Genomic DNA, 16,010 nt, shown 5'->3' on the forward strand with positions numbered 1-16,010 from the left:
TCGGCACGGTTTACCAAAAAACCCGCGAATACGCGGGTTTTTTTATGGCTTATGCTGCGCCGTCTTTTTTTACCTCGCGCCAGATGCGCCATGCCATACCCGCAAGCACCATCACCCCCGCAATCAGTACGCCCCAGACCATCAGCGTTTTCATTCTGCTTTCCTGCTCAGCCGCAGACGTCGCGGTTAAACGCGCCTCGCCACCCAGCGGGACAGGTTCCAGCGTATCCGCCATCGGCAGGGCTGCCAGATCGTAGGTTTTACGCAGTTCGGTCGGGATCAGCATATCCGTCTCCACGCTCGCCGGTTTCGCAGCCCCGTTCCCCCACGCGAGCAGGTACGGCCCCTTCCCCTGCGCGTTAAACACCAGATCGTAGCGCACGCGTTGCCCGGTCACGCCAGGCAGGTTCTCAGGCAAACGCGCATTGAGGGTCTTGATTTTTACCGCCTCGACCAGCCCGCCAGGGAGCGGAACAGGTTCAGACGTTTTGCCGCCGAGCTGGTAGATCACCTCTTTTTTCAGCGTATGCCACCGATCCTTATCCGCCTCCCGCCAGGCTATTTCTGCCGGGAGAACACCGTCGCCATTCAGCATGAAGCCGATCGCACTCAGAGGCTGCGGATGTTTCCAGCGCCACACGGCTTCGCTTTCGGATAACCGCTCCCCCTCTCCCGCCAGGCTAATGTGCTCAGATTCCGGCTGTGCAGTCGCGTTAATCGCGTTGACGCCGGTTAACGTCAGGGCAGAACGCCCCGTGTTCAGCACCAGCAGCAGATAACGATTCGCCTCAGTCGATAACACCAGATCGGTATCGATGCGGTCGAGCTTCAGGCGATCCTGTCCACTCATCACGTCCAGCAGGGGCATCTCTTCGCGCAGGGTATACCAGTTTTTCAGATCCTCGCTGTAATAGACCGATGCCGTCCCCTGCCACGAGCCCTGCGGCGTGTCCCAGAAAAGCTGGAGCTGAGAGAGCGGAACCTCCGTCGCGTTTTCCGGCAGGGTCAGCAGATAGTGCTGTCCGGCAGCCGCCGCGTGTTGCCCTTCCAGCACAATTTCCACGCCGTTTCTGGCCCGTAGCATAATTTTATCGCCGCTGTCCTCTTCTCCGCCCGGCGAGGCGTTAAGCGCAAAGAGGCGCAGCGCCGTGGTGGTCGGTGCCGGCTGCGGACGCGTCGTGGTAACCAGGCTGAACGGTACCGGCTCGCCCGACTGATTAAACAAGCGCACGTCGCGCAGATCGGGCGATGTGCTCTGCTGATAAACCGCCAGCGGCAGCATGACCCGATACCACGGCGAAGAGGCAGAGGTATCAAGGGACAGGCCATAGGCATAATCCCGCGGGGATTCCGCTGGCGCGCCCTCGCTGAATGCCGGACCGGCCACGGCCAGCAGTGCCGCACAAACAACCGCGTTCATCCATTTCATTTTTCTTCTCCTGCTTTAGGCGGTAGCGGCGAGAAATAGCCCACAATCAGGACCAGGATCGCCACGCCAATAAACGCGACGGCGCGCGCCAGGCCGCCACCGCCCGCGCTGTCCACCAGCATCAGTTTGAGCATGACCACCCCCAGTAGCGCCGCACCGCCAAGCCACTGCTGACGGGAGGCGTGACGGGTGGCGCGGATCATGACCACCAGCGCGCAGAACATCCAGAACAGTGCAAAAGTGGTCTGGATAAGCCGCGAATGCCACAACGACTCCCAATTCCAGGCCACCTCGCCGTACCACGCCAGCGCGCGCAGCAATGCGCCGTTAAGCCACCAGAAACCCAGGGCCATCAGCACAATGGCGGGCCACGGACGGGACTGCGCAAACGATGCCGGATAGTAGCGATCCACTTCCCGATAAAACACCACCAGCCCCAGCAGCGCCAACGCCGCCCCTTCCTCAAGCGGGTTCACCAGCGGCAGCCATGTCTGTTGATAGACCACACCGTCCTGCAAATTGGTCACGACCAGCAATACCACCAGCGCCACAACCACAGGGATCGCGGCAAGGCAGGCGTAGAGCGCAGGCCATACCCGGAACGGCCACCCGCGACGCCGTACAGCCGCGGAGAGCGCCATAATCACCCCACCGCCAACAGCCATCGCAATGCCGCTTCCCCAGGCCGCCATGCCCCACGGCAGGGAGCGGGCAAACCAGTAAAGCTCGGCGGCTATGGCGAGTAAAATCGTCCACACCAGCGACAGATGCAGTCCCATTGAGATGCGCGGCAGAAGTTTATCTTCGTCGCGCCGCAGCAGCATCAGGGCGGCAGGCAGCGCAATAGCCCAGGCCAGATTTGCCCAGCCGGCCGCCAGGATTTGCTGTTGCCAGATCTGATACAGCACCATCAGCAGCATCACCGGCCACAGCAGCCATTTGCTGGCATCCAGCTCCCGCCACGCCAGACGAGCGGCAGCCTGCCGCCATCCCCAGGCCGACGCCGCCGTCAGCGCCATTACGCCTTCCAGAACCGATAACTCCTGCTTCAGGAACAGCTGCGACGCGCCCAGCAGCGCCACTAACCAGAACAGCAGCCCACCGGCCAGCAATGCCCAACTGCCCGGCTGTGCGATTTTCTGCCACAGCCAGGCCGCAGCCAGCCAGCAAAGACTGAGCACTGCGAAAATAAGCAGCAGGCTCAACGAGGTGACGCCGTCCATTTGCGCCCATATCGCGCTGCCGAGCGCCAGCACCAGCAGCGCCGTCCCGCTATAGCTCATGCGCCGCTGCTGCTGTTGCACGCCCAGCCAGAGAATACCCAGCCCTTCCAGCGCCCAGGCCATCGCCGTCCAGCGCGCTGAAAGCGCCAGCGGTATGGCAAGCGTGGCAAACCCGCCGCCGATCGCCAGCGCCGCCATAACCAGTGGCCGCCCGACAGACGGATAGCGTCGCAGTGCGAGAAACGCCAGTGAGAGATAAAACGCACCATAGCCCAGCGCGCTGAGCGCCGGGCCGTACGTCCAGTGAGACGTCATGCCATACTGCATCCCAAAACCAATCAGCGGCGGAGCAAACAGCAGTGCGCCGTCAATAATCTGTTTGCCTTTTTCCTGCGCCCGCAGCGACAGCGCCACGCTAAACACGCCAAAAATAAGCGTATTGGCAATCAGGAACAGCTGACAGATAGCATAGTCTTCAGGCTGGTAGTCGCTCAGCCCCCATACCCCGCCAACGCCAAACGTGAAGAGCAGCCCGAGCAGGTTGAGCTCGCGCCAGTGCTGCCAGATGCTGATGGCGAGAATGCCGATGGAAAGCAGGAGATAGAAGGAGAACAGCGCCACAACGCTGCCGCCTCCGGTAGACAACAGCAGCGGCGCAAGGTATCCGCCGAGGCTCGCCAGCATGGCAAGGCTCAGCGCCTTTTGCAGCACGGCCAGCCCGACGCTCGCCGCGCAAATCACCACCAGCAGCGCAAACGCCAGCGTCATCGGCAGCATTTGCCACAGCCGGAATGCGCCAAAGACGGTTAGATAAAGCACGCCGGTCGCCCCGCCCTGGAGGATCAGCGCGTAGATCCGCTGCCTGTGCCGCAGCCGCCATCCAACGGCCAGCAGAACCATGGCAAACAGCGCCGTGGCGGCAAGACGCAGCTCAAGCGGAAACAGTGAATGTTCAACGGTATAGCGCAGCAGGAAAGAGAGGCCGAGGAAGAGCAGTACAATCCCCAGTTTTGCCAGCGGATTGCCCTGCATAAACCAGCGCGTCAGCGAGGACAGGATGCCGCCAAAGGCGGAAGGCCGTTTTGCCGCCGGTACAAGCGCTGGTTCTGCTTCAGTGACGGGCGGTTCGGGACGCCAGGGATCGACAGGTGCGGTAACGGCTTCTGCCACCGACGCTGGCGTCTCCACCGGCGCGGCGGTCTGCACCGGCTCCGGCGCTTTCTCAGTGACACCGCGCTGCTCAAGCGCCTCAATGCGCTGGCGAAGCCGGGCGATCTCCTGCCGCGCCGCCGTGCTTCGGTTAAAACCTATCACCGCGAGCACGGGTGCCACGACCAGCGCAAAAACCAGGAACAAACAGCCAAGGATGTAAAGCTCGTCCATGTTTCCACCTTCACCGTAAACGATCCGCTAAGATTGACACAAATCGTTGCATTTGCGCCATCTTAAAAGGTGAAAACCATTCTGCCTGCGCTTAGCTGCCGAACCAGACCGCAGCGGAAATCGCGGGCAGCGTGAGCACGCTCTCCTGGAACGTCGCTTTACCCTCTTTGATCTTCCACGTTTTACCGGCCAGCAGCGGTGAATCTTCCAGCACCACTTCACACGCCTCGCCCCGGTTGATCGCCACCAGCACACGCTGCTGGTTATAGACGCGGACAAACACCACCACGTTATCGTGGGCGTACATCACCTGACAGCCCCCGTAGCGCAGGGCCTGACTCTGCCTGCGCAGCGTCGCCATACGCTGGTACAGGCTGAGCAGATCCTGATCCTGTTTTTCACTCTCCCACGGGAAGGTTTTACGGCAGAACGGATCGTTATTCCCCTCCAGCCCCACTTCATCGCCATAGTAGATGCAGGGTACGCCCGGCCAGGTAAAGAGCCAGGTCACTGCCAGCGGCAGACGCGCCACATCTTTACCCAGCAATGATTTAAAGCGCGCGGTATCATGGCTGTCGAGCTGGTTAAACATCCGCAGCTGCTGCTGATGCGACAGGCCAGCGCGATAGTTTTCCATCCACGCCATGCAGGTTTCGGCGTCGATATGCTGCGGATCGTAAGAGATATCGGTGTTAGCGAGGAAACCCCACAGCGGGAAGGTGAAGCCGCGATAGTTCATCGCCGCGTCTTCTGCATCAGCCTGCAACCACTGACGCGCGTCGCCAAAGTGCTCCCCGAAGACGAACGCTTCCGACCGGGCCGCTTTTGCCGACCGGGTAATGGCGGCGACATGCTGAAGGTTATTCCGCGCCCCGCCTGCTTCACCCAGCATATGCACCACGTCCAGCCGCCAGCCGTCCATGCTCCACGGCGCTTTCAGCCAGTGGCGCACGATGCTGTCGTCGCCGCCGTAGATCTCATTCACCAGCGATGGCGACTGGAAATCGAGCTTCGGCAGGCTCGGGTAGCCCAGCCAGTCCAGGGCGCGGCCATTCTCATCAAAACTGTACCAGTCACGCTGCGGTGAGTCCGGATTATGGCATGCGCCGCTCATCGACTGATTATGACGGTCAAACCACGCGTGAGAATCACCGCTGTGATTGAACACGCCATCAAGGATCAGGCGCATACCCTCTTTTTGCGTGTTGTGCCGCAGCCGCAGCAGCGCCTCGTCACCGCCAAACTGCTCGTCAACGTGGCGATAATCCTGCGTATCGTATTTGTGCACGCTTGGCGCTTTAAACACCGGGTTCAGGTACAGCGCCGTCACGCCGAGCGTTTTCAGGTACGGCAGTTTTTCGCTGATACCGTCGAGATCGCCGCCGTAAAAGGTCGATCCCCCCGCCTGGGCGGTCAGCGGCTCGTCCCATTTTTTCAGAATGATGTCGTGACCGACCGCATGATGGTAATAAACCTTGTCCTGATCGGCGTTGCGCTTTTCGCTGCGCGCAAAGCGGTCCGGGAAAATCTGGTAAAAGACCTGATCGTTAACCCACTGCGGGCCGTTATCCGGGTGATCCACGGCAAACTGCTCCAGCCGGGCCGGAGGAAAACGGCTGAAGCCCTGCGGGGTAAACCACAGCTGCCGGTTGTTCCACAGCAGCTTGAAGCCGTAGCGGCGACGCGGCTGCCCGCTGCGCAAATCGATATTTGCCCGCCACGCCGTGACGCCCGGCTGCGGCTGGCTGCGCACTTTGTGCATTTTCAGCGACGTTTCTTCGTTATCCACTTCGGCGCGCAGGGTCACACGTTCAGGCTGATTGTCCCCTGCCAGCCAGAGCGTAATCACAAGGTTGTCTTTGTTTTGCTTAACAAATGGGGCAACCGGAAGGTGCCAGGCGTTTAACATCACGAATCCCCTTTGATGAAATTGACGTCACCTTGCCACAGGGTGATTAAAGATAGCTCATCGTGTTCGGGATTATTGGGGGAGGAGAACGGAGGAGGAGATTTTTTCCAGGGCAAAAGGGAGTGTAGGCCGGGTAAGCGCAGCGCCACCCGGCATTTTTACCTTACTGTGCTTCCGCCAGCTGACGATCGCGGCGACATTTAAACATCCAGCCCACCAGCAGCAGGACGATCCACGCGAAGCCCACGTACAGGGAAATACGGGTATCCGGGTGATAACCAATCAGGCCAATGATGAAGACCAGGAAGATGAGACCGACAATGGTCGTTGGCACGCCGCCCGGCACTTTAAACTTCAGCGCTTTGGCCTCTTCTGGCGACAGGCGGCGACGGAACGCAATCTGCGACAGCAGGATCATGATCCACACCCACACCGTCGCAAAGGTCGCCAGTGACGCAATCACCAGGAAGACGTTCTCCGGCATGATGTAATTCAGGTAAACCGAGAACAGCAGCGCCACGGTCATGACCAGCACCGTTACCCACGGGGTGCCGCGACGCGACGTTTTGGCAAACACCTTCGGCGCACTGCCCTGCTCCGCCATGCCGTGCAGCATACGACCCACGCCGAACACGTCACTGTTGATGGCCGACAGCGAGGCGGTCAGTACCACAAAGTTGAGAATGCTGGCGGCAAACGCAATGCCCATATGCTGGAAAGTCAGGACAAACGGGCTGCCGTTGGTGCCCACCTGGTTCCACGGGTAGATGGACATAATCACAAACAACGTGCCCACGTAGAACACCAGGATACGCATCGGCACCGAGTTGATGGCACGCGGAATGGACTTCTCCGGATCTTTCGCTTCCCCGGCGGTGATGCCGATAATCTCAATACCGCCATAGGCGAACATGACCATCTGGAGCGACATGACCATCCCGAGCCAGCCGTTGCTGAAGAAGCCGCCGTTGCTCCACAGGTTATGGATGCCGGTTGGCTGCCCACCGTTGCCGATACCCCAGATGATGATGCCGAAACCGGCGAGGATCATGATGATAATGGTCGCGACCTTGAAGAAGGAGAACCAGAACTCCAGCTCGCCAAACACCTTCACGCTCATCAGGTTGACGGCGCAGATGATCAGCACCACGCTCAGTACCCAGATCCAGTGCGGCACGGCGGGGAACCAGACCCCCATATAGATGCCAAACGCCGTCACATCGGCAATGGCGACAATCAGGATTTCAAAGCAGTAGGTCCAGCCGGTGATAAACCCGGCCAGCGGGCCTAAGTTTTCTTGTGCGTAGCGGGAGAAGGAACTGGCAGAGGGGTTGTGAACCGACATCTCCCCCAGCGCACGCATGATGATATAGGCCGCCACGCCGCCGATGATGTAGGCCAGCAGAACGCTTGGACCGGCCATTTTGATGGCATCTGCCGAGCCATAAAAAAGACCGGTGCCGATAGCCGAGCCCAGCGCCATAAAGCGGATGTGGCGGGTGCTCAATCCACGTTTAAGTTTGTTAGTGCTTTCCATTAAAATCTTGCCATTCAACACGAAAAAAACAAAAAACCACGGGGCCTTAAGCCCCGTGGTTAAACAATTTGTTGCCGTTGATTAATGGGCGTTGGATGTCACCTGACGCCCTGCCGCACGGTCCCAGATAATCGCCAGAACCAGCGCTACAACGGAAGGCATCAGCCAGGCCAGGCCCTGCTCGGACAGCGGCAGACGCTGTGTCCAGGCTGGCAGGATTTCTGCAAATGCTGATGCTTTGATCCCGTCAAGGATACCAAAAATCAGGCTGATAAACATGGCCGGCGCAATAATTCGCGTCGAGTTATGCCACCACGGGCGGGTGAAGCTCAGCACCACCAGCACGATACATGGCGGATAGATCGCCGTCAGCACCGGAATTGACACCTGAATCAGGTGGCTCAGACCGAGGTTTGACACCGCCATGGAGAAGATGCCGAGGATAAACACCAGCGTGCGGTAAGAGAGCGGCAGATACTGGGCGAAGAACTCCGCGCAGGCGCAGGTCAGACCCACCGCCGTCACCAGACAGGCCAGGAAAATCAGCGCCGCCAGCAGCATGCTGCCTGCACCACCAAAGGTATGCTGCACGTAAGCATGCAGGATCGCCGCGCCGTTTGCGCTCTGATCGACCAGCGTTGCGCTATCTGAGCCCAGACGGAACAGCGCCAGATACAGCAGCGTCAGGCCGACACCGGCCATCAGGCCAGCCCAGATGGTGTAGCGAGTCAGCAGGCGCGCTTCGGTCACCCCGCGGGAACGCGCGGCGTTAACGATAACGATACCAAACACCATCGCACCGAGCGTATCCATTGTCAGATAGCCGTTCACGAAACCGTTTGAGAACGCCGCGTTCTGATAAGCGTCCATCGCGGAGCTGATGGGCCCCGCAGGCCAGACGATGGCCGCAACCGCCAGCACGATCAGCGCCACAATTTTCAGCGGAGCCAGGAAGTTACCCACGGTATCCAGCAGTTTGCCGGGATAGAGAGAAACCAGAATCACGATGGCGAAGTAAATGAGGCTGTAAATAAACAGCGGCATCGCGCCGTCACCGGTCAGCGGGGCGATACCCACTTCAAAGGAGACGGTCGCCGTACGCGGGGTCGCGAACAGCGGGCCAACGGCCAGATAGCAGACGGTTGCCAGCAGAACGCCAGCCACTTTGCCAATCGGGGTGCTGAGGCTGTCCACACCGCCACCGACTTTCGCCAGCGCGATAACGGTCAGTACCGGCAGGCCCACGGCAGTAAGCAGGAAGCCAAACGCAGCCGTCCAGACGTGTTCACCCGCCTGTAAGCCAACCATTGGAGGAAAAATGATGTTACCTGCGCCAACGAACAGCGCAAATGTCATAAAGCCCAGCGCGATAATGTCACGCGATTTCAAGTGATGGGTCATAAAACCTTACTGCCTGTGGATGTGGTGTTGAATACGTTGAGATTTCCGCCATCCCTCACGGGACGATACAGCGGAAAATTTGCTCAATTTCAGCGGGATATGCTCCCGTCCTGGCGTGGCGAAGAATAGTTTTTCGATTTACCACGCAAATACAGTCGGTCTGACAGTATATGGGGGGCAATTTAAACGCTTATAACGTTTAAAGGCAAGAAGGGATCGTAAAACCAGAACAATATGCCAGCATGAAAATTCAGACCAAAATAATATGCCATGTATAAGAAAAACTCATGGCTAATCATGCGAACAAAAAAGCACCAGCCGTATAATATTCATCCGCGTTTCGCTTGACTGCAAAGCAAACGGGCCAGCAATCGCTGGCCCGTGGAAAGGTAGCCTGACACATCTGCCGTCAGGCGCTTTTTTTGGCAATTAATCGTTCCGGAATCACGAAGCTAAAGCGCGTGCCCTTACCCAGGGTGCTTTCGATATTGAGCCGGCTTTCGTGGTGGCTGACGGCATGCTTCACAATTGCCAGTCCCAGTCCGCTCCCGCCGGTCTGCCGCGAGCGCGCCTTATCCACCCGGTAGAATCGTTCGGTGAGACGCGGGAGGTGCTCGGGCCCGATCCCCGGCCCGTTGTCCTCGACGCTAAACTCAGCGCCCGCCGGGGTATGCTGCCAGCTCACCGCGATATGCGTCCCTTTCGGGGTATGATTCACGGCGTTATAGACCAGGTTTGAGATAGCGCTTCGCAGCTCATCTTCACTGCCGAGCACTTTCAGCGTGTTATCAACGTCAAAACTCAGGGTGTGCTGATTATGACTCAGCGTTTGGGCTTCGCGCTCCACCACCCGCAACATCATCGGCACATCAATGATGTCGTTTAGCGCCAGCGACGGGGCAGCCTCAATCTTTGAAAGCGTCAGCAGCTGTTTGACCAGCCCTTCCATGCGGAACGTCTGCTCCCGCATGGTATGCAGTGCTTTCTCACGCGGCGCCCCCTCAAGCGTTTGCTCCTGCATCATCTCCAGGTAGCCCTGAAGCACCGTCAACGGCGTACGCAGCTCGTGGCTGACGTTGGCAAAGAAGTTACGTCTCGCGCCCTCAAGCTGGTGCATCTGGGTAACGTCCCGCGCTACCATCAGCCACTGCCGATCGCTGTAGGGCATCACGCGGATTTCCAGATGGCGACCGTTATTGAGCTTCAGATTGTGCGGGCGCGAAAAATCCCGCTTTTTCAGATACAGCGTGAACTCGGGATAACGCAGAAGGTTCAGGATGTTCTGACCATTATCATCCGGCCAGCGCAGGCCCAGCAGCTGTTGCGCGAGGCCATTACACCAGAAGATTGTCCCTTCTTCTGTCGTCAGGATCACCGCGTCCGGCAGCGACTCCGCACCGCTACGAAAGCGTTTGATCAGGCTTCCCAGCTCACGACGGCGCTTTTTGTTACGCATCTGCATCTGGTGCAGGCCGTAGAGTAGCGGTTCCCAGCTCCCGCTTCCCGGCGGGGGTGTCATACTTCTGTCGACCCACAGCCACCAGGAGAGACGCAGTAAATTCCAGAAATGCCAGACGAGCAATCCCGTCACGGCCACCAGTAAAAACCACGGCAGATAGCCAAAGATAGCCCCCAGAATGAGGGCCGGAATACAACATAAGATCAGTTCAAAGACGAGCCTTTTCCATGACAGACGTTCCAGCACGCGTCACACTCCTGTCATTGTTCAGAAACGGGTCGAGAAACGATAACCCGTGCCGCGGACCGTCTGTACCATGCGATCGTGGCCGCTCAGTTCCAGCGCTTTACGCAGGCGGCGAATATGGACGTCAACCGTTCGGTCTTCGACATAGACGTTAGTTCCCCAGACGTTATTCAGCAACTGTTCGCGGCTGTAAACGCGCTCCGGGTGGGTCATAAAGAAGTGCAGGAGTTTAAATTCGGTCGGTCCCATATCGAGGGGATTTTCACCGGTCATGACCCGGTGTGAGGTAGGATCCAGGCTCAGCCCCTGCATCTCAATCACCTCTTCCACCGCCATCGGTGAAATACGGCGCATCACGGCTTTGATACGCGCCACCAGCTCTTTCGGGGAGAACGGTTTAGTGATGTAATCGTCCGCGCCGGTTTCCAGACCGCGCACGCGATCCTCTTCCTCACCGCGCGCCGTCAGCATTACCACCGGGATATCGCGGGTCATCGCCTCGCGTTTGATATGCTTGATAAACTGCAATCCGGAACCGCCAGGCAGCATCCAGTCCAGCAGGATCAGATCGGGCCAGGGTTCATTCAGCTGGTTCACCGCGCTGTCATAATCTTCCGCTTCAACCGGCTGGAAGCCATTTTGTTCAAGCACGAAGCACACCATTTCACGGATCGGAGCTTCATCTTCTACGACCAGAATACGTCTCGCCATACTTTGCCCTGTCTTATCGTATTTAAGTTACAAGTCTGTAATGCGGCGTCATTATGCGTCAGATTTATGACAGATTTATGAAAAACATTACCACTATAAATAGCAAACTGTTGTTTTATTACAGCGGTTATTTTCCGTTCCCCGAACGTTTATAATCCTGCTTTCTTATTATTGCCACGGATCTTTTATGCGCATACTTCACACCTCAGACTGGCACCTGGGTCAAAATTTTTACAGCAAAAGCCGCGCCGCGGAACATGAAGCGTTCCTGAACTGGCTGCTGGAGACGGCTCAGGCTCACGAGGTGGACGCGATTATTGTGGCGGGCGACATTTTTGATACCGGATCGCCGCCGAGCTATGCGCGTGAGCTGTACAACCGTTTTGTGGTCAACCTCCAGCAAACCGGTTGTCACCTTGTGATTGTCGCCGGAAACCATGACTCGGTGGCGACGCTGAATGAATCCCGCGATATTCTGGCGTTCCTCAATACCACCGTGGTGGCCAGCGCCGGACACGCGCCGCAGATCCTGAAAAAACGCGACGGCACGCCGGGCGCAGTGCTGTGCCCAATTCCGTTTTTACGCCCGCGCGATATCGTGCAAAGCCAGGCAGGTCTGTCCGGCAGCGAAAAACAGCAACATCTGTTGCAGGCCATCACCCGCTATTATCACCAGCAACATACGGAAGCCTGCGCCCTGCGCGGCGATCAGGCCATTCCGATCATTGCCACCGGACACCTCACCACCGTCGGAGCCAGTAAGAGTGATGCGGTGCGCGAGATCTATATCGGTACGCTGGACGCGTTTCCGGCGCAAAACTTCCCCCCCGCCGACTACATTGCCCTCGGGCATATTCACCGGGCGCAGATCATCGGCGGCTGCGAGCATATCCGCTACTGCGGCTCGCCCATTTCGCTCAGTTTTGACGAAACGGGCAAAGCCAAATCCGTGCATCTGGTGAGCTTCACCGGAGGCAAACTCAGCGCCGTTGAGACGCTTGAGGTGCCGGTCACCCAGCCGCTGGCGGTGCTGAAAGGCGATCTGGCCGCCATTACCGCTCAGCTTGAGCAGTGGCGCGGCGCAGCGCTTAATCCCCCCGTCTGGCTCGATATCGAAATCACCACCGACGACTACCTGTACGATATGCAGCGTAAAATACAGACGCTGACGGAAGACCTTCCCGTGGAGGTGCTGCTGGTACGCCGCAGCCGCGAGCAGCGCGAGAAAATACTGCTCAACGCCCAGCGTGAAACGCTTAGCGAACTTCGGGTTGAAGAGGTGTTCGCGCGGCGGCTTGCGCATGAAGAGGTGGACGAGGCCAGACGCACCAGGCTTAACGAGCTGTTTGCCCAGACCCTGCATTCCCTCCATGACGAGGACGAAAACGCATGAAAATTCTGAGCCTGCGTCTGAAAAATCTAAATTCGCTAAAGGGTGAGTGGAAAATTGATTTCACCGCGGAGCCGTTCGCCAGCAACGGGCTGTTTGCCATCACCGGCGCAACCGGCGCGGGTAAAACCACGCTGCTGGATGCCATCTGCCTGGCGCTTTACCACGAAACGCCGCGTCTTAATAAGGTCTCTCAGGCGCAAAACGACCTGATGACGCGCGATACCGCCGAATGCCTGGCGGAAGTAGAATTTGAGGTCAAAGGCGTTGCTTATCGCGCTTTCTGGAGCCAGAACCGCGCCCGCAACCAGCCGGACGGGAACTTACAGGCACCGCGCGTTGAGCTGGCCCGCTGCGAAGACGGCAAAATTCTGGCCGACAAAGTCACGGATAAGCTGGAACAAACCGCCACGCTTACCGGGCTGGACTATGGTCGCTTTACCCGTTCGATGTTGCTCTCTCAGGGGCAGTTTGCCGCCTTCCTGAATGCTAAACCGAGCGATCGCGCAGAGCTGCTGGAGGAACTGACCGGCACGGAAATTTACGGCCAGATTTCCGCCATGGTTTTTGAAAAACACAAAGCGGCACGTAACGCGCTGGAGATGTGCGAAGCGCAGGCCGCAGGGGTTGTGCTGCTGAGCGAGGAACAGCAGCAGCACTTGCAGCAAAGTTTGCAGGCACTTACTGACGAAGAAAAAGTCCTGCTGGCACAGCAGCAAAGCCAACAGAAAGATTTTCAGTGGCTTACGCGTAACGACGAACTGATACGTGAGCAGCAGCGTGCAGCTGCTTCGCAGCAGCACGCGCAACAGGCTCTGACGGACGCCGCGCCCCAACTGGCGAAGCTCAAGCTGGCGCAGCCCGCCGCCCAGCTACGTCAGCTATGGGAGTATCAGCAGGAGCAGACCACCCGCCTGGCGCAGACAACAGAGCGAATTGTTGAAGTAAATACTCGCTTACTCGACAGAGCGGCGCAGCGCTCGCGTATTCGCAACGGTGCGCTGCGCAACCGTGAACAGTTGCAGGCAGAGCATACGGTACTGACGCAGTGGCTGACCGAACACGATCGTTTCCGTCAGTGGGGGCAGGAAATTGCCGGCTGGCGGGCGCATTTTACGCAACTGGGTCGCGATAAAAATCAGCTTGTTGCCCAGTCAGCGCGCATGGCTGAGCTTCGTCAGAAGCTGGCTGAGATGCCTGAAAGTAGGTTGACGCTGACGGCTGAGGATCTCGCGACGGCAATGGAGCAACAGGCACAATCGCGGGCGCTCCGCCAGCGTCTGACAGCGCTTCACGCTCGCTTTCAGCCGCTGCAAAAACGGCTGCGCCAGAATGCGGAAAGCGTGCAGAAAGCGCAGGCTGAGCAGGCTAAGCTCAATGAAACGCTGATCCTGCGGCGTCAGCAGTTCAAAGAGAAAAATCAGCACTATGCTGACCTGAAAGCGCTCTGTGAGCGTGAGGCGACAATCAAGGATCTTGAGAACTATCGTGCACAGCTCGAAGCGGGTAAGCCTTGCCCGCTCTGCGGTTCACGCGAACATCCGGCAGTTGTGCAGTATCAGGCGCTTGAACTGACTGACAATCAGCGCCGCCGCGACGCGCTGGAGAAAGAGGTTGCTGCGCTAAAAGAGGAAGGATTGCTGGTGCTCGGGCAGGTGAATGCGCTGACCCAGCAGATCCAGCGCGAGACTGAGGAAGCACAGGCTCTCTCTGAGGAAGAGCAAGCACTCACTAAAGAGTGGCTGGAGGTCTGCGCCTCCCTGAACATAGCGCTGAATATTCAGGCTGATATTGCCCCCTGGATGAGCGAACAGGAACAGTATGAACGCCAGCTGTATCAGCTCAGCCAGCGTCTGACGCTGCAAAACCAGCTCAATGAACAGGAAGGTCAGGCGCGCCAGTACCAGCAGCAGCTGACGGCGACGCGTCAGGCGCTGGCGGCCTCGTTACAATCGCTGTCGCTTAGCGTGCCCGATGAAGGGGCTGAAAGCGCCTGGCTGAGCACGCGCGAAAGCGAATATACCCTGTGGCAGGAAAAACAGGCCCAGCACGGTACGATTCAGGAAGGTATTAACGCCCTGATGCCCATTCTGGAGACGCTGCCGGTTACCAATGATGCAGAAGCCGACGCGGTTATCCCTGAGAACTGGCGCGGCATCCACGACGAATGCGTGTCGCTGCAAAGTCAGCTCACCACCCTACAGCAACAGGAGACGCTTGAGCGTGAACGGCTCCAGCAATCACAGGCTCAGTTCAACGCCGCGCTGACCGCGAGCTGCTTTGCCGATCGGGAAGCATTTCTCTCCGCCCTGCTGGATGAAACGTCGATCCGCCAGCTTGAACAACAAAAGCAGACGCTGGAAAACCAGCTCCAGCAGGCCACGGCGCTTTCGGTGCAGGCAAGCATGCAGCTTCAGGCGCATCAGGCACAGCGCCCCGAGGGGCTGGAAACCGATGCCGCAACGCTTCAGGCGCAGTTACACCAGCTGGCGCAACAGCTTCGGGACAACACCACGCATCAGGGGGAGATCCGCCAGCAGCTCAAACAGGACGCCGATAACCGTCTGCACCAGCAGGCGCTTATGCAGCAGATTGAGGAGGCGGCGCGTCAGGCCGACGACTGGGGCTATCTCAACGCGCTGATAGGCTCCAGCACCGGCGATAAATTCCGTAAATTCGCCCAGGGGCTGACGCTGGATAATCTGGTGTGGCTTGCCAACCAGCAGCTCAACCGTCTGCATGGCCGCTATCTGCTTCAGCGTAAAGCCAGCGACGCGCTGGAGCTGGAAGTGGTCGATACCTGGCAGGCCGATGCGGTACGCGATACCCGTACCCTTTCCGGCGGGGAGAGTTTCCTGGTCAGTCTGGCGCTGGCTTTAGCGCTTTCCGATCTGGTCAGTCACAAAACGCGCATTGACTCGCTGTTTCTGGATGAAGGATTCGGCACGCTCGACAGCGAAACGCTGGACACCGCGCTGGACGCGCTCGACGCGCTGAACGCCACCGGGAAAACTATCGGCGTGATCAGTCACGTAGAGGCAATGAAAGAGCGCATTCCGGTGCAGATCAAAGTGAAGAAGATCAACGGGCTGGGATATAGCAGGCTGGACAGGGAGTTTGCGGTGCAGTAAATGGGGGGATGATGCGCTCTGGTGCCCTCACCCTGGCCCTCTCCCTGTGGGCTGAGAGTTCCCCACAAAATAATGCCTGCACAGACGGCCCCCTCTCCCTTGAGGGAGAGGGCTGGGGTGAGGGGGAACATACGGCTCTGGTGGTCATTCCGTTCACGTTATGTTCCTTGCTACTCTGTCACGACATAACC

General features: G+C 58.5%; 9 protein-coding genes. 2 read left to right on the forward strand and 7 right to left on the reverse strand.

Features of this window, described 5'->3' with window-relative positions; all coding sequences use genetic code 11:
• Positions 1–49: 49 nt before the first annotated feature.
• The 7 genes from H2Z33_RS02840 to phoB all read right to left on the reverse strand — a co-directional run bounded on the left by H2Z33_RS02840 (position 50) and on the right by phoB (position 11,298).
• Positions 50–1,429, reverse strand: coding sequence for a DUF3999 domain-containing protein (locus H2Z33_RS02840; protein ID WP_063134737.1), 1,380 nt, complete (start codon positions 1,427–1,429; stop codon positions 50–52).
• On the reverse strand, positions 1,426–4,035 hold the full coding sequence (locus tag H2Z33_RS02845) for a DUF2339 domain-containing protein (RefSeq protein WP_063134736.1): 2,610 nt from the start codon (positions 4,033–4,035) through the stop codon (positions 1,426–1,428). Before H2Z33_RS02845 ends, H2Z33_RS02840 begins: the two co-directional genes overlap by 4 nt.
• A gap of 91 nt (positions 4,036–4,126) precedes the next feature.
• On the reverse strand, positions 4,127–5,944 hold the full coding sequence (malZ, locus tag H2Z33_RS02850) for a maltodextrin glucosidase (RefSeq protein WP_063134735.1): 1,818 nt from the start codon (positions 5,942–5,944) through the stop codon (positions 4,127–4,129).
• A 163-nt stretch (positions 5,945–6,107) separates the two neighbouring features.
• Positions 6,108–7,481 carry a proline-specific permease ProY gene (gene proY, locus H2Z33_RS02855; protein ID WP_017383160.1) on the reverse strand — a complete coding sequence of 458 codons (1,374 nt, stop codon included), beginning with the start codon at positions 7,479–7,481 and terminating at the stop codon, positions 6,108–6,110.
• 81 nt (positions 7,482–7,562) lie between these two features.
• A complete protein-coding gene (gene brnQ / locus H2Z33_RS02860; RefSeq protein ID WP_003859118.1) occupies positions 7,563–8,882 on the reverse strand; it encodes a branched-chain amino acid transporter carrier protein BrnQ in 1,320 nt (439 codons plus the stop codon).
• A gap of 409 nt (positions 8,883–9,291) precedes the next feature.
• Positions 9,292–10,587 (reverse strand): phosphate regulon sensor histidine kinase PhoR, encoded by a 1,296-nt coding sequence (gene phoR / locus H2Z33_RS02865; protein WP_032647398.1) that lies wholly within the window; start codon positions 10,585–10,587, stop codon positions 9,292–9,294.
• Positions 10,588–10,608: 21 nt separating this feature from the next.
• Entirely contained in the window at positions 10,609–11,298 is a 690-nt protein-coding gene (phoB, locus tag H2Z33_RS02870; protein WP_003859122.1) for a phosphate response regulator transcription factor PhoB, read from the reverse strand.
• 187 nt (positions 11,299–11,485) lie between these two features.
• On the opposite strand from phoB, the gene sbcD reads away from it, so the two are divergent.
• Together sbcD and sbcC are read left to right on the forward strand one after the other, a co-directional pair.
• Positions 11,486–12,691, forward strand: coding sequence for an exonuclease subunit SbcD (gene sbcD / locus H2Z33_RS02875; protein WP_017694432.1), 1,206 nt, complete (start codon positions 11,486–11,488; stop codon positions 12,689–12,691).
• Positions 12,688–15,819 carry an exonuclease subunit SbcC gene (sbcC, locus tag H2Z33_RS02880; RefSeq protein WP_063866883.1) on the forward strand — a complete coding sequence of 1,044 codons (3,132 nt, stop codon included), beginning with the start codon at positions 12,688–12,690 and terminating at the stop codon, positions 15,817–15,819. Before sbcD ends, sbcC begins: the two co-directional genes overlap by 4 nt.
• The last annotated feature ends 191 nt before the right edge of the window (positions 15,820–16,010 follow it).

It is taken from the genome of Enterobacter sp. YSU (genome assembly GCF_016082135.1).
Classification (GTDB): Bacteria; Pseudomonadota; Gammaproteobacteria; order Enterobacterales; family Enterobacteriaceae; genus Enterobacter; species Enterobacter hormaechei_C.